The organism is Nostoc punctiforme PCC 73102 (assembly GCF_000020025.1).
Lineage (GTDB): Bacteria > Cyanobacteriota > Cyanobacteriia > Cyanobacteriales > Nostocaceae > Nostoc > Nostoc punctiforme.
The window spans coordinates 5,705,974-5,721,147 of the sequence record NC_010628.1 but is presented as its reverse complement, the minus strand read 5'-3'; the positions used below and the strand labels follow the sequence as shown (position 1 = coordinate 5,721,147).

The 15,174-nt window shown below is 42.0% G+C and carries 14 protein-coding genes; 12 read left to right on the top strand and 2 right to left on the bottom strand.

Going from position 1 to position 15,174, the window contains the following annotated elements; genetic code table 11:
• The first annotated feature begins 13 nt into the window (after positions 1–13).
• From NPUN_RS23240 to NPUN_RS23225, 4 genes are all read left to right on the top strand, one after another.
• A complete protein-coding gene (locus NPUN_RS23240) occupies positions 14–2,470 on the top strand; it encodes a tetratricopeptide repeat protein (RefSeq protein WP_012410922.1) in 2,457 nt (818 codons plus the stop codon).
• Positions 2,415–2,555, top strand: coding sequence for a hypothetical protein (locus NPUN_RS42100; protein WP_167315543.1), 141 nt, complete (start codon positions 2,415–2,417; stop codon positions 2,553–2,555). Before NPUN_RS23240 ends, NPUN_RS42100 begins: the two co-directional genes overlap by 56 nt.
• 568 nt (positions 2,556–3,123) lie before the next feature.
• Positions 3,124–3,294, top strand: a complete 171-nt coding sequence (locus tag NPUN_RS45015; protein WP_228058141.1) for a type II toxin-antitoxin system HicB family antitoxin — start codon at positions 3,124–3,126, stop codon at positions 3,292–3,294.
• A gap of 2 nt (positions 3,295–3,296) precedes the next feature.
• The gene (locus NPUN_RS23225; protein ID WP_041565576.1) at positions 3,297–3,485 is read left to right on the top strand and encodes a type II toxin-antitoxin system HicA family toxin; all 189 of its coding nucleotides are present in this window, start codon (positions 3,297–3,299) and stop codon (positions 3,483–3,485) included.
• Between the two features lie 155 nt (positions 3,486–3,640).
• On the opposite strand, the gene NPUN_RS23220 is transcribed toward NPUN_RS23225, so the two are convergent.
• Positions 3,641–3,886: an AbrB/MazE/SpoVT family DNA-binding domain-containing protein gene (locus NPUN_RS23220; RefSeq protein ID WP_041565575.1), complete on the bottom strand. Its 246-nt coding sequence runs from the start codon at positions 3,884–3,886 to the stop codon at positions 3,641–3,643.
• Positions 3,887–3,983: 97 nt separating this feature from the next.
• Between NPUN_RS23220 and NPUN_RS23215 the strand changes: the two genes are divergently transcribed.
• The 8 genes from NPUN_RS23215 to NPUN_RS40940 all read left to right on the top strand — a co-directional run bounded on the left by NPUN_RS23215 (position 3,984) and on the right by NPUN_RS40940 (position 12,861).
• Positions 3,984–4,553, top strand: coding sequence for a Uma2 family endonuclease (locus NPUN_RS23215; RefSeq protein WP_012410917.1), 570 nt, complete (start codon positions 3,984–3,986; stop codon positions 4,551–4,553).
• Between the two features lie 122 nt (positions 4,554–4,675).
• Positions 4,676–6,532, top strand: a complete 1,857-nt coding sequence (locus NPUN_RS23210; protein ID WP_012410916.1) for an aspartate kinase — start codon at positions 4,676–4,678, stop codon at positions 6,530–6,532.
• A 273-nt stretch (positions 6,533–6,805) separates the two neighbouring features.
• Positions 6,806–8,869, top strand: a complete 2,064-nt coding sequence (locus NPUN_RS23205) for a tetratricopeptide repeat protein (protein WP_012410915.1) — start codon at positions 6,806–6,808, stop codon at positions 8,867–8,869.
• A 443-nt stretch (positions 8,870–9,312) separates the two neighbouring features.
• Positions 9,313–10,293, top strand: coding sequence for a magnesium transporter CorA family protein (locus tag NPUN_RS23200; RefSeq protein WP_012410914.1), 981 nt, complete (start codon positions 9,313–9,315; stop codon positions 10,291–10,293).
• Positions 10,294–10,428: 135 nt separating this feature from the next.
• The gene (locus NPUN_RS23195; protein WP_012410913.1) at positions 10,429–11,916 is read left to right on the top strand and encodes an acyl-CoA synthetase; all 1,488 of its coding nucleotides are present in this window, start codon (positions 10,429–10,431) and stop codon (positions 11,914–11,916) included.
• Between the two features lie 113 nt (positions 11,917–12,029).
• Positions 12,030–12,503, top strand: a complete 474-nt coding sequence (locus NPUN_RS23190; RefSeq protein ID WP_012410912.1) for a type II toxin-antitoxin system VapC family toxin — start codon at positions 12,030–12,032, stop codon at positions 12,501–12,503.
• Between the two features lie 2 nt (positions 12,504–12,505).
• On the top strand, positions 12,506–12,688 hold the full coding sequence (locus tag NPUN_RS23185; RefSeq protein WP_041565574.1) for a hypothetical protein: 183 nt from the start codon (positions 12,506–12,508) through the stop codon (positions 12,686–12,688).
• Positions 12,676–12,861: a hypothetical protein gene (locus NPUN_RS40940; RefSeq protein WP_148220351.1), complete on the top strand. Its 186-nt coding sequence runs from the start codon at positions 12,676–12,678 to the stop codon at positions 12,859–12,861. Before NPUN_RS23185 ends, NPUN_RS40940 begins: the two co-directional genes overlap by 13 nt.
• Before the next feature lie 27 nt (positions 12,862–12,888).
• Here NPUN_RS40940 and NPUN_RS23180 read toward each other — a convergent pair whose 3' ends face one another.
• Entirely contained in the window at positions 12,889–15,132 is a 2,244-nt protein-coding gene (locus tag NPUN_RS23180; protein WP_012410911.1) for a DUF1796 family putative cysteine peptidase, read from the bottom strand.
• Between the last annotated feature and the right edge of the window lie 42 nt (positions 15,133–15,174).

Genomic DNA, 15,174 nt, shown 5'->3' with positions numbered 1-15,174 from the left:
GCCCTTGAGTGGGGTGGTGGAATTTGTCGGACGTGAAGAAGAATTGCAAAATCTTCACCAACTTATGCAGGATAATAAACCAGTTGCGATCGCAGCTATTTCTGGCATGGGTGGAGTTGGTAAAACAGAACTCGCCCTGCAATATGCCATCCAGCACCGCAACACATACAACGGTGGGCTTTGCTGGTTGCTTGCAAAAACTGGGGATGTGGGCATTCAAGTTGTGCAGTTTGCCAGAACGCAGCTTGATTTAAAGCCGCCAGAAGATTTTGATTTACTCGCGCAAGTGCAATACTGTTGGCGGCATTGGCGTGAGGGTGAGGTGCTGCTGGTGCTGGATGATGTCAGCAACTACGAGCAAGTTAAGCCTTATCTACCGTCGTCATCTTCTCGGTTTAAAGTGTTGATGACTACGCGCCAGAAGTTGGGACGCATTGCAAAGTTATCTTTGGATGTGCTGCAACCAGAAGCGGCGCTGGAGTTATTAAAGTCTTTACTCAAAGAAACACCAGAGCGAATTGAGCGAGAATTAGCTTTAGCAAATCAGTTATGTAAATGGCTGGGATATTTACCTTTAGGTGTGGAATTAGTCGGGCGCTATCTGGCGCGGAAACAAGATTTATCTTTAACAGAGATGTTGCGGCGGTTGAAGAACAAGGGAATAGATGAGCGTTCACTCTCTAAATCTAAGTCGGAAACCGACATGACAGCACAGCGAGGTGTGTTAGCAGCTTTTGAGTTGAGTTGGCAAGAATTAGAGGACAGCGATAAGCAACTGGGTTGTTTATTGAGTTTATTTGCCACAGCACCTATACCTTGGAAGTTGGTGGAACAGTGTTTACCAGAAGAAGATACCGAAGATTTAGAAGAAATTAGAGACGAATGCTTTTTGAATCTGCATTTAGTTCAGCGCAAAGGTGAGGGAATTTATCAACTGCATCCACTGCTACGGGAGTTTTTTCAATATAAGCTTACAAGTTTAGATAAGGGGGAGGAATTAAAGCTTTCTTTTTGTCGGGTAATGGTAGCAGTTGCCCAAGATATTCCTGAATCGTCTACCCTTGAGCAAATCACTGCCGTTTCTCCCACTATTCCTCATATAGCTGAAGTAGCGAATCATCTCATTCAATACGTCAGCGATGATGATTTAGTTGGGCCTTTCATCGGCAACGCTAGATTTTATAATGGTCAAGGTTTATATAGCCAAGCTTTACCTTGGTATGAGCAGTGTTTAGAAGTCACTAAAAAGCGCTTGGGTGAAGAACATCCAGATGTCGCAACTAGTCTCAACAACCTAGCGTATCTCTACTACTCCCAAGGCAGATACAGCGAAGCTGAACCTCTTTGTATCCAAGCTTTGGCACTCAGGCGCAAGCTGCTGGGTGAAGAACATCCAGATGTCGCAACTAGTCTCAACAACCTAGCGGCACTCTACCGTTCCCAAGGCAGATACAGCGAAGCCGAACCCCTTTACATCCAAGCTTTGGCACTCAGGTGCAAGCTGCTGGGTGAAGAACATCCAGATGTCGCACTTAGTCTCAACAACCTAGCGGGACTCTACTACTCCCAAGGCAGATACAGCGAAGCCGAACCCATTTACATCCAAGCTTTGGCACTCAGGCGCAAGCTGCTGGGTGAAGAACATCCAGATGTCGCAACTAGTCTCAACAACCTAGCGTATCTCTACGACTCCCAAGGCAGATACAGCGAAGCCGAACCCATTTACATCCAAGCTTTGGCACTCAGGCGCAAGCTGCTGGGTGAAGAACATCCAGATGTCGCAACTAGTCTCAACAACCTAGCGTATCTCTACGACTCCCAAGGCAGATACAGCGAAGCCGAACCCATTTACATCCAAGCTTTGGCACTCAGGCGCAAGCTGCTGGGTGAAGAACATCCAGATGTCGCAACTAGTCTCAACAACCTAGCGTATCTCTACGACTCCCAAGGCAGATACAGCGAAGCCGAACCCATTTACATCCAAGCTTTGGCACTCTGGCGCAAGCTGCTGGGTGAAGAACATCCAGATGTCGCACTTAGTCTCAACAACCTAGCGGCACTCTACGGCTCCCAAGGCAGATACAGCGAAGCCGAACCCCTTTACATCCAAGCTTTGGCACTCTGGCGCAAGCTGCTGGGTGAAGAACATCCAGATGTCGCAACTAGTCTCAACAACCTAGCGGCACTCTACCGTTCCCAAGGCAGATACAGCGAAGCCGAACCCCTTTACATCCAAGCTTTGGCACTCAGGTGCAAGCTGCTGGGTGAAGAACATCCAGATGCCGCACAAAGTCTCAACAACCTAGCGTATCTCTACTACTCCCAAGGCAGATACAGCGAAGCCGAACCGTTGTATATGCAGGCATTAGATATTTTAGAGCCTCGGTTAGGTGCAGATCATCCTAATACTGTTAGTGTGCGTAGAAATTTGGCAAGTCTTCGCGATCGCCTCCCCCCAAATCAAGAATAAGCTAGTTTTGTGCAAAGCTTACCGCGATCAAACTAAAAAGCGCGATCGCGATCGCGTACCGTTCCAAATGAAAGGTGTCGCCTAGACTGAAATTCATATTGAGTTAAGTAAAAATGCCTGATTACTTATGCAAAAGCAGCTTTTACTTTCTCAAAAGCAGCTTTTAATCTCGCATTTTAATGTTTTCCACAAACGAAAGCAGCTTTCACTTCTCCAAAAGCAGCTTTTAATCTCGCATTTTGGTGTTTTCCACAAACGAAAGCAGCTTTTACTTCTTCAAAAGCAGCTTTTAATCTCGCATTTTAGTGTTTTCTACAAACAAAAGCAGCTTTTAGTTTCTTATTTTAGTGTTTTACGCAAGCAAAAGCAGCTTTTCTTTCTCAAACCCCAGTTTGCTTACTCATTTTAGTAATTTACGCATTTATTTTGGTATATTATTAGGCCAAAAGCTGGCGTAGGCGTAGCCCGTCGGAGACATCGCTCTAGAAAATAAGTGTAAATCTACAAGCGATCGCTATTATGAGTTGTGAATGATGAAGAGCAATGTCTCCCACAACAAAAAATCAGCTACGATAAATCATATAATTATCTTCACAAACATAGCAATGTTAATTACATACACTGCAAAATATACAAAAACTAATAGCGGATATATGGGACAACTTATTGAATGGCAAGAAGTCATCACAGAAGGAGAAACCATAGAAGAATGTAGAGCTATGTTACAAGATGCAACCAAAGAAATGGTTCTTGCCTATCGTCAACAAAATAAAGAAATTCCCACAGGCGGTTCTTTGCTCGAACAAATTCCTATAGAGGTTTGAGTGTGTCAGTCAAGCGAAAAGAGCTAATTAAATACTTAGAGCAAAATGGCTTTTATTTATTAAGGGAAGGAGGAAATCATTCAATTTATACTAATGAGATAAAAACTCTTCCTGTAAAACGTCATCGTACCATTGATCGTATTACTGCTAATGAAATATGTAAACAAGCAGGTTTATTACCTAATTTTTAACTACAAAGCGTAAATCGACAAGCGATGTCTACGACGGGCTACGCCTACGCTATTATGTGGTTGTGAAACATTGCTCTACCCCGTCGATAATTTTAGCAGCTTGCTCCCACTGCTTTTCATCATCTTTTGTCAAGTATTGCACTAAAATATTTGTGTCAAGTCCAATCACTTGAGCCTTCTTTAATTGCAGCTTCCATTTCTTCTAAAGTTGCGCTTTTCATTCCCGGACGGTGTAAAATCCCTGATAAACTTTGGATAGAGATATTCAAGGGAATTAATTTAACTATTCCATTTTCATCAATGACAAAATCAACCTTACTACCTGTATCAAGGTTAAGATAATCTCTAATTTCTTTAGGAATAGTTACTTGTCCTTTAGTGCTGATGGTAGCACTAGCCATCATTCAGATTCCTTACATAAGTTCCTTACCTGATTATAAAGTCTACTGCGCCTAAAGCATCGCCACAAGTAAATCGGCACAATAAAACCTTTAAAATATGATAGCCTCGCCCCAACAAAACTACCTCACTGCTGAAGAATACCTCCAAATGGAGGAACAGAGCAATATCAAGCATGAATATATCGACGGCTACATCTATGCAATGGCTGGAGCGCTTGATCCACACGTTACCATTGCTCTTAACCTGGCATCTCTCCTCCGTAATCATGTGCGCGGCTCTGGTTGTCGTGTTTACATCGCTGACATGAAAGCCCGAATTGAATCTCTGAATCGCTTTTATTATCCCGATGTGATGGTTACTTGCGATCAACGAGATCAAGAAACGCCAGGTTATAAAAGATTTCCCTGTTTAATTGTCGAAGTTTTATCTAATTCTACCGAAGCCTTTGACCGGGGCGATAAATTTGCCGATTATCAAACACTGGAAAGTCTGCAAGAATATGTTTTAATTAATACCAAACGTCAGCGAGTCGAGTCTTTTCGCCGCAATGAGCAAGGGTTGTGGGTTTTACAATCCTACACAGCAGAACATCAATCATTTCGACTCAACAGCGTGGATTTTGAGGAAACAATGGCATCACTTTACGAAGATGTGGTTTTTGAATAATCAACTCATGATTGGGTATGCTACACAATTTTTAGTAAACTAAATATCTATTAATATCTTCAAGGCTTCCTAACCCGGCGGAGGCATTGAGCAAAACAGACACAATTGATTGCATAAAAGTTATGGCGCTCATAGTTCAGAAATACGGTGGTACATCTGTCGGTTCAGTGGAACGCATTCAAGCTGTCGCACAGCGTGTTTATAAAACTGTCCAAGCTGGAAACTCTCTGGTAGTAGTGGTTTCAGCAATGGGCAAAACCACCGATGGACTCGTCAAACTAGCTAATGAAATTTCTCCCAATCCAAACCGCCGGGAAATGGATATGCTGCTTTCCACTGGCGAACAAGTAACCATCGCCTTACTCAGCATGGCTTTGCAGGAACTCGGACAACCAGCAATTTCTATGACTGGCGCTCAGGTAGGAATTGTTACCGAAGCTGAACACAGCCGCGCTCGGATTTTGCATATTGACACTACTCGCCTCTGTCGCCACATAAATGCAGGTAAAGTAGTTGTTGTAGCAGGGTTCCAAGGCACATCCAGCACCGGGGAAATGGAAATTACAACTTTGGGGCGCGGTGGTTCTGACACTTCTGCGGTAGCGATCGCAGCCGCATTAAGAGCTAACTTTTGTGAAATTTATACAGATGTTCCAGGGATTCTAACTACAGACCCCCGTTTAGTTGCCGAAGCCCAGTTGATGGATGACATCACCTGCGATGAAATGTTGGAACTAGCTAGCTTGGGCGCAAAAGTGTTGCATCCCCGTGCTGTAGAAATTGCTCGTAACTATGGTGTTCCCCTGGTAGTTAGGTCTAGCTGGACGGATCAACCAGGTACTTGGGTGACATCAGCCAAACCCCAAGGGCGATCGCTAATCAATCTAGAAATTGCCCGTCCGGTGGATGCTGTAGAATTTGACACTGACCAAGCAAAGGTGGCTTTGTTGCGCGTACCCGATAAACCAGGTGTAGCAGCCAGGTTATTTGGCGAAATTTCCCGACAAAAAGTAGATGTAGATTTGATTATTCAGTCAATTCATGAAGGTAACAGTAATGACATTGCTTTTACTGTCACCACCCCAATCTTAAAACGGGCAGAAGCAGTAGCCGCAGCGATCGCTCCAGCACTGAGAAATCCATCTAACCCCAAATCTGATGAAGCCGAGGTAATGCTGGAACATAACATTGCCAAAGTCAGCATCGCAGGCGCAGGAATGATTGGCCGTCCCGGTGTGGCTGCAAAAATGTTTGCCACTTTAGCAGAAGCTGGCGTGAATATTCAAATGATTTCCACCAGCGAAGTCAAAGTAAGTTGCGTAGTCGATGCTGCCGAATGCGATCACGCCGTTTTAGCACTCCGCACTGCCTTTGAAATAGAAGCAGGGGAGCAGGGGAGCAGGGGAGCAGGGGAGAGTGCATGTATAGATTCCCCTCCGCCCCTTTGCCCCTCCGCCCCCCTGCCCAATTGTCCTCCCGTTCGCGGTGTTGCTTTAGATTTGAATCAAGCGCGTCTCGCTATTCGCCAATTACCAGATCGTCCGGGGATGGCGGCGAAGTTATTTGGATTATTAGCGCAGCATAATATCAGCGTTGACATGATTATTCAATCTCAGCGCTGTCGGGTGATTGATGGCGTTCCTAGGCGAGATATTGCTTTTACAGTCTCGCGGATAGACGCGGAAAGCGCAAAAAAAATGCTTACTCAAGTAGCGGCAGAGTTAGGATGGGGTGAAGTTGTTTTAGATAGTGCGATCGCTAAAGTGAGTATTGTTGGTGCAGGTATGGTAGGACAACCAGGTGTTGCTGCCAAAATGTTTGAAGCGCTAGCCCAGCACCAAATTAATATTCAAATGATTGCCACCTCAGAAATAAAAATTAGTTGTGTCGTAGCACAAGAGCAAGGTGTTAAAGCTTTGCAAGCCATTCATGCCGCTTTTGGACTAGCTGGTAGTGAGAAAGTAGTCGTGCCAGCATAAAATCTGACTGAATAATTCGTAATTCGTAATTAGCTACGTTGTCTATTTACTGTTTTGGTAAGTAAGTAGGCGTGAATAATTAAAGGTTTGTAGTAAACGGCTCTAGCCCTTAGAATAGGTCTGGAGCCGCTTATACTAATTCTATGTGAGATTCAGGTAGGAGCAATTCATGAATTGCCCCTACAAGTTAATAAATAAATATTTACATTTTAAAATCACTATTAATAACACCTAAGCTATAATCAAACAATTTATAATTTTACATTTATATTAATGAATAGTCATTTTCTAGATGGACATTATCAAATACTAAAAGTTCTCAATGATGGTGATAAGGCAAAAACCTATCTAGTTGAAGATATTAATCTCCCTGGCAGCCAATTTATAATAAAGCAGTTAAGTCCTCATAGTAGTAATCCTCAATCTTTAACAATCCTCAGTCGCTTGTTTACCAGTAAAGCAGAAACTTTAGAAAAATTAGGACAGGAACACGATAAAATTCAAAAGCTAATTGCTTATTTTGAAGAAAATGAAGAATTTTATATAGTTAAAGAATTCATTGCTGGTAATCCTTTAACTGACGAAATTATCCAGAGAGAACCTCTGAGGGAAAACCAAGTAATTAGTCTTTTATCAGAAGTATTAGAAATTTTGGTGATTATACATAGCTTAGGTGTCATTCACCGGAATATTAAACCAACAAATATTATTCGCCGAGAGTCAGATAAAAAATTAGTTCTGGTTGATTTTAGTAATTTTAATGAAGCTATCACTAATAATGCTGAAAATCTCGAATATATGCCTATAGAACAAATTAAGAGCAATGTTAAATATAACAGTGATATATATGCTTTAGGTATGGTTGCGATCGCAGCACTTTTAGGTTTGTCTGCAAACGAAATATCTAATTTACAAAATCAAAAAAATCGCCTGACTGGTGAAATACTTTGGTATAACAAAAATCTAGAAATCAATAAAAAGTTAGTAAGAATTATTAATAAAATGGTGCGTTTGGACTATCGTAAGCGCTACCAGTATGCAACCGAAGTTTTAGATGACCTGAAAAAGTTAACAAATGTTGGAGTTCCGCAAAAACAGCCTGATAAAAAATTATTAATAGTTTTGGCTGGGATAGCTGGCTTAATCATACTTGGTGTAGGAGTGTGGTTTTTAAATTTGCCAAAACCTATAAATAATGCCCAAAAAGAATTATATCAAGAAGGGTTAGATAAATATGATGCAGGAAATTATGAAGGAGCAGTTAAAGATTTCAATCACGTTATTGAATTAGATCCAAAAAATGCTTTAGCTTATAATAAGCGAGGCGATACTTATTATCGATTAGGAGACTATGAGCAAGCACAAGCAGACTCTAGTCAGGCCATTTTACTCAATCCTCAAGATGGGAATGCCTATTTTGACCGAGGATTTGCTTTTTCGGAATTAGGCAAATACAAAGAAGCGATCGCAGACTATACTCAAGCGATTAAGTTAAACTCTGATGATGCTTATGCTTACTATGGACGAGGGTTAGCCCGTGTTCAATTGAAAGATAATAAAGGGGCAATTGGAGATTTTAGTAAAGCGATCGCCCTCAAGCCTCAATATACCGAAGCCTACTTACAGCGTGGGATTATCCGCCGTCGCCTCAGACTCAAGCAAGGGGCAATCGAAGATTTTGATACAGTAATTAAAATTAATCCTAGTGATGCCAAAGCTTATTATCAGAGGGCTTTAACTCAATCTATTAATAAACAAAAATATGCAGCCCTTAAAGATTACACAGATGCAATTAACATTAATCCCAAATATATAGAAGCATATCTCAATCGAGGTGATGTTTTCAGCGATCTGGGAAATAAAATCGAAGCTACTGAAGATTACAATACTATTTTACAGATTGACCCTAAATTTATTGCCGCTTATATTCACAGAGGTATTCACCGCTTTTCTTTCGGAGATTATAAAGGCGCTATTGAAGATTACAGCGAAGCTCTGAAACTAGATCCTAATAATATAGCAGCTTACAACAATCGTGGTAACGCTTATCTTGAACTGGGAAATAAAAAATCTGCCAATCAAGATTATTCACAAGCGATCGCAATTAATGCTAACAATGCCTTAGCCTACTATAATCGGGGTGTGATTCGCACCAAGCAGAAAAATAAACAGGGAGCGATCGCAGATTTCAAAAAAGCTGCAAAACTATTCCAACAGCAAGGCGAAAAAGATAGTTATCAAGATGCACAGAGAGAAATTGCAATTCTGCAAAATAATTCAGCACCAGCGAAAGCTTCTCGTCTCAAATCTGGGAAAATGGAAAAAACTGAGCTATGACTCAATACCGTCATCCTATGTTATGACGATCCATCTTATACTATTAGCCCAATATGCCCCAATTTGTTTGAGTTTACTTTACTCTCCATAAAAAGGCTACGGTATACACACAAGTTTAAAATAGTTGATTAAACAAAGTTTTACCCCACCCTAACCCTCCCCTTATAAAGGGGAGGGAACTAGATTTCTTGTTTCCCCCCAAAACATTGAGGAGATTAAGGGGGGTAATTAGACTTGTGTGTACACGGTAGGTAAAAAGGAGGGAATTTGAGCAAGCCTTTTAAGGTGAGTTGGGGGGAGCTTCCGAGGTAAAATATCACTGTAATATGTCTATTTAACATCAGAAATCGCAGACTTTGACCTTTTATCTATCGTTGTAGTTAAATCTATTATCGCTCAACATGAGTCACCGTATTTTCTCACGACTCAATTAGGATGGCTATATGCTAATTCTCCTGACTTTTTATCCAGATAACTTGGAAATATTCACTCATAGGGATGTCGATACGGTACTGAAAAGAATTGATGCTTCTCAGAATATTTGGTTGCGCTGTGTTCAGTTCCGCGATCGCACTGGAACAGCTAAAATTATCAAACACTTTGGACTCGACCCATCTCGTGTTAACATGATTTTTAACCATTCCCCTTTAGGAATTGATGAAGACGTAGAAGATTGTTTGTTTGACAGCTATGAAATTCTAACTGCTCAAATAAAAAATCATGAATTTGAAGTTGCACGTGGCAATATTGTAGTTGGAAATAATTTTATAATTACGTTTGAAATTACTGAATTAAAAGTTTTAAGTATTTTAGCTAATAATTTACAAAAGCGCCCTCTAGATATTAAAAAATGGGGAATTGACTATGTTTTTTATCTCATTTTTAAAGAGATTCTGAATAATTATCATATTGTCTTTGACTATATTTCTAGAAAGCTTGATGATTTAGAAGATGAAGTTTTAGATGATTCTGGTGATGAATCAACGTACCAAAGAATTGCCACCATGAGGCAATCTACTCGTTCAGGACGGCGTAATTTTCAAAGTATTAAGTCACTTATGGCTATTATGGATTACGATGATTTTCAATGGATCACCCAGCCAGTGAAAGAACTATTCAAAGAAGAATTGGTTCATCAAGTTGATAAATTATGGCAAGAATATCAAGCTTTGAGAGCCTGGATGTCAGAATTAATGGAAATCCAACGCGATAATATTGCTAGCAAAACCGGTGAACGAATTAATCGCCTGACTATCCTCTCGACCGTATTCTTACCAATTACTTTTATGTCTGGTTTCTATGGTATGAATTTCAAATATATGCCGGAATTAGAGCAACCTTGGGCTTATCCTGCTGTAATCGGCGTAATGATCTTAATTGTGATTTGTAGTATTGCTTATGCTAAAAAACAACGTTGGTTGTAGCATCAAGTTACGAATAAAAAGATCCCCGACTTCTTTAAGAAGTCGGGGATCTGAGGCTGTCGGTGAAAAGCAAATAGGATTACTATATATATTTTCAGTAAGTAGACTGCATTAACCCTAAATCGGTAAATAAACGTGAATCTCCCATTGATTATTCGTGCTGAAGAACACAGCGAGAAAATAGCCATTGTTACAACGGATGGATCATTTACCTATCGAGATTTGCTCTACACTTCCAGTCAAATAGCAACAAGTCTTCTTCAGAATGCAAAAGATTTACAAGAGAAGCGAGTTGCCTTCCTCATCCCACCTGGATTTGAGTATGTAGCTACTCAATGGGGAATTTGGCGTGCTGGTGGCATAGCTGTACCTCTGTGTGTTTCCCATCCCCGCCCAGAATTGGAGTATGTAATTACTAATTCTGGAGCATCGATTATTGTTGCTCATCCTAATTTTGAAAGTATACTGCGCTCGCTCGCCGAAGAACACAATTTGCGATTTATCCTCACCTCAGAAACCCTCCCATCTAATGTTGCTCCTCTCCCAGAAGTAGATATCACTAGACGCGCCTTAATTCTCTACACTAGCGGTACAACAGGTAAACCCAAGGGTGTAGTTACAACCCATCAAAATATTCAAGCGCAAGTGACTAGCTTAAATACCGCTTGGGAATGGACATCTAGCGATCGCATTTTACATATATTGCCACTACATCATATTCATGGAATTATTAACGTCCTGACATGTGCTTTATGGGCTGGCGCGGAGTGTCATCTGTTGAGCAAGTTTGATACTGAAACCGTTTGGAGGCGAATCTGTGATGGTGACTTAACCCTATTTATGGCAGTACCAACGATTTATGTAAAGCTGATTACTGCTTGGGAAAATGCCTCTAAAGAACGTCAAAAAACCATGTCAGAAGGCTGTGCTAAAATGCGTCTGATGGTTTCCGGCTCGGCAGCGTTACCAGTTCAAGTTTTAGAAAAGTGGCAGAGTATTAGTGGTCATTTTCTGCTTGAGCGATATGGAATGACGGAAATTGGTATGGCGCTATCGAACCCTTTACACGGTGAACGGTTGGCTGGATATGTCGGCAAGCCTCTGCCTAAAGTTGAAGTGAGATTAGTAGATGAGAAGGGATTAGTCTCAGCCGGAACACCAGGAGAGATCCAAGTTAAAGGGCCCGGAGTGTTTCTTGAATATTGGCAAAACCCTGAAGCAACCGCCAAAGCCTTCCAAGATGGCTGGTTTTGTACTGGAGATACCGCCGTAGTTGAGAACGAGAATTACCGCATTCTGGGACGGATGAGTGTAGATATCATCAAAACCGGAGGCTATAAAGTTTCAGCTTTGGAAATTGAAGAAGTATTGCGATCGCATCCAGATATTCAAGAATGTGCAGTAGTCGGGGTTGCAGATATAGAGTGGGGCGAACGGGTTTGTGCTGCATTAGTATTATTGCAAGGATCAAAACCTTTAACATTAGAATCTTTCAGAAGTTGGGCAAAAGAGCGATTGGCTGTTTATAAAGTGCCAACCCAAATTTTGATAGTTGAAGAATTACCGCGCAACGCTATGGGGAAAGTTACTAAGCCGACGGTGGTTGAGCTATTTCGAGCATAGTTTATCAACACTGAACTAAACCTAAAAATTTTTAACCTTGTAAGTCCCTAAAATTAAGTGAATCCCCAGTGATTTCTTCGGATAACATGAGAAAGTTAACAGCTTAATAACAGATGAGCGAAACTGTTTACATTGAAACCAGTATTGTTGGCTACTTGACTGCTAGACCGAGTAACAACTTGATCCTGATGGCTAATTTAGAAGCTACGCGGGAATGGTGGGACACACGTCGCTATCAGTTTATGCTCTACATTTCTCAAGTGGTTTTGGATGAAGTAGCACGAGGCGATACAGAGATAGCAACGAAGCGACTTGAAATAGTACGTGATTTTCCTTTGCTTGAAGTAAGTGAAGCTGTTCAAAATTTAGCAGCACAATTTCTTGCAAAAAGTAGTCTTCCACCGAAAGCTGCTGATGATGCGCTTCATATTGCGGTGGCTACAGTTTACGGATTGGACTATCTGTTAACGTGGAACTGTAAGCATATTGCCAATGCTCAAATTCAGAAGAAGCTAGCCCAAATCAGTCTTGATGCCGGATACGAGTTGCCAACCCTTTGTACACCCTACGAACTAATGGGAGAGTAGATATGTGGAAAGATGAAATTCTTGAAGAGATTTATAGAATAAGAGAAGAACATGCAAAGGCTTTCAACTACGATTTACAAGCAATTTGTGATGATTTGCGACAAAAACAAGCTGTAAGTAATCGGCAGATCATTTCACAGCCACTCAAACAACCCAGTCGCCGAAATAGCAAATGCGAACGCTAAATCAACAAATGCGAACGCTAAATCAACAAATGCGATCGCCAAATCAACAAATGCGATCGCCAAATCAACAAATGCGATCGCCAAATCAACAAATGCGATCGCTAAATCAACAAATGCGATCGCTAAATCAACAAATGCGAACTCCAAATCAACAAATGCGAACGCCAAAGTAACAAATGCGATCGCTTTTCTCTAATTTCTCACCCCTTCGGTGTTTTAGGCGGACACCAAAAGAGGTTTTTACTAGACACTCCAAGGGATTCCAGAATTCCTCGCATGACTTCTGTGCAATACATCCAGTGTCCCAAATCGTCATACATACGATCGGGATTAAACTCGACATTGTAGTGCAGCACATTGGGAAGGTCTAAAAACTCATCATCGCTTTGAGGAGAAAGAAGCAAGAGATGAAATGGCTTCCCCTGGCATTGTTTTTCTAGCTTATTGACTAAATCTATTACACCACCGCGATCGCTAATTCCTGTACGAACAAAAAGTACTTTATCGCAGTGCTGCAATGCGTACCAAAACCTTTCAGAACGTGCTGTGTATCGAACCCGCATCCGTTCATGTACGGGAGACATATTGTTGCTTGGATCGTCTGCCTCCTCGACTTCATGGGCAAAGGATAGACCTGACCACTTACTATGGTAAATTCTCCCTGCATCGGGGCTGTAGTGTAGCAAGGCAGGATTCCACATATCATAAAAACCGTTTTCGATCGCATCTGCAACATCTGCAATATTAGTCGCGCGCGTTAGATCAAAGGGAAAGGCGGGGCCATCGTACTCCATTTTATATAGCATCATACGGACGGCACAGCGATCGCCAAGGGGAAGAATTGCCACACGGCTGATATCCGATAACTGACATTTATATTGGAAAAACACCGCAGACTTAGGTGGTGCTTTCACCCGGCTTTCTAGCCCATCTTTGCCAATCATCATGGTACGAAAGGGAATGTCGGGATGAAGCGGATCTTCATAAACACCCGATGGCATGGCTTTAAGGGCGTTGCAAACCTCTGTCCACATGGGTTGGATATTGTACTCGTTATCTGATTCGTTGATTATCCAGAGGTGGCGTTCGTCTGCTTGCAAAATCCCCAGATGCCCGTCATAGAACAAAACTTGTGAGTTGTTTGGCGAAAAGAGATTGAAGGCAGCGCTATATTCTAAGTCTGTGCCAGGGGGGATGTTTACTGTAGTTGCGATCGCACCATCTTCTTGCACGGCAAAGAAAGGGAGCGTTCCTGGCTTGACAGACTTCGCAATGTAGATACCTGGTATCAATCCAGCCCTACTTTGTAATGCAGTCTGCAATTCTTGCCAATAGGGAGCGATCGTGTAACTGTATTGTGATGGATTAACGATTCGTAAACGCTTCTCTTCGATACAGACAGAGACATGAAAGCCAGCATTGTCAAAGTAGATGGCAAATTCATTCGGTTGCTGGAAGCGTTGTTTTTCTTTTGCCAATTCGTCTTTGTCGATGTCGAATAAGTGCTGGTCGATCTGCTCATACATAAGGCGATGACCGACTGTGTTCGGGTGAGCCGGATCGAAGGATGTCCCCGCTTTCCATCGTCCTTGTCCATCATCCACGGCTGCTAACCAATCTAGTACAGCTACATCCCAACTTAGCATTCGGTTGTGTGTGTCTCGGAGCAGCCAGTAATGTTCCTGAGAATAGTCGCCATTAGGATAGACTCCTCCCAGAATCGGAATTGCTCCGATGTCCCGCGTCATTTTCACCAACTGCTGCAAGCCACTTTCAAACCGTCGCTGTACTGCTCGCCGTTCGTGAGGGGAACAGTAGGCTAACCCTTCGTTGCCCAGAGACAAGGCAATAATCACAATATCTGGTTTTTCTGGGGTGACAAACCAGGGAAATCGAGCGATCGTCCTGCTGACATTGGCCCCCACTTCCGATACATTCACCAGTTGATGCCCATATTTTTGCTCTAAAGCCTGTGCCAACAACCAGACCCAACCTTTCAAAAACCAGGCTTTATGACCTAATGCGACGGAACTGCCAATGACTACGATTTTTAACCCTTTAGACTCTTCATCCAGGGGTTTTTTAACAGCAGGCTTCTCAATGTATCCAAAGGGGTAAGGCTGTAAATAACCGAATGCACCATCATCCACAATAATTGTGCTGGAATGATCTTTAGAATCAATCAGTATCCATCGGTTTGTATCTAGTAAGTTCTCCCATCGAGCATTGCCGTTGGCATCGAAGCGGATGTACTTGTATTCAACTCTGTGTTGACCGCCTGACTCTTGAATTTCAATATCTGTCCACCATAGAGGATAGCGATCGCCACTTGTACGTAGGTGGATACATTTTTTAATTTCCCACAGTCCCAACTCTGGAGTAGAACCGACCAGACCGATGAATTCACCTGTTTGCGTGTATGCACTGATCTGGAATCGATACATAGAGTTTATCCTGTTGTCGTGAGTACGATACCAAACAGTCAG

Coding starts and splice junctions, on each gene's coding strand:
- NPUN_RS45015 (WP_228058141.1), top strand. CDS start 3,124: ATGGGACAACTTATTGAATGGCAAGAAGTCATCACAGAAGGAGAAACC.
- NPUN_RS23220 (WP_041565575.1), bottom strand. CDS start 3,886: ATGGCTAGTGCTACCATCAGCACTAAAGGACAAGTAACTATTCCTAAA.
- NPUN_RS23215 (WP_012410917.1), top strand. CDS start 3,984: ATGATAGCCTCGCCCCAACAAAACTACCTCACTGCTGAAGAATACCTC.
- NPUN_RS23210 (WP_012410916.1), top strand. CDS start 4,676: ATGGCGCTCATAGTTCAGAAATACGGTGGTACATCTGTCGGTTCAGTG.
- NPUN_RS23205 (WP_012410915.1), top strand. CDS start 6,806: ATGAATAGTCATTTTCTAGATGGACATTATCAAATACTAAAAGTTCTC.
- NPUN_RS23200 (WP_012410914.1), top strand. CDS start 9,313: ATGCTAATTCTCCTGACTTTTTATCCAGATAACTTGGAAATATTCACT.
- NPUN_RS23190 (WP_012410912.1), top strand. CDS start 12,030: ATGAGCGAAACTGTTTACATTGAAACCAGTATTGTTGGCTACTTGACT.
- NPUN_RS23185 (WP_041565574.1), top strand. CDS start 12,506: ATGTGGAAAGATGAAATTCTTGAAGAGATTTATAGAATAAGAGAAGAA.
- NPUN_RS40940 (WP_148220351.1), top strand. CDS start 12,676: ATGCGAACGCTAAATCAACAAATGCGAACGCTAAATCAACAAATGCGA.
- NPUN_RS23180 (WP_012410911.1), bottom strand. CDS start 15,132: ATGTATCGATTCCAGATCAGTGCATACACGCAAACAGGTGAATTCATC.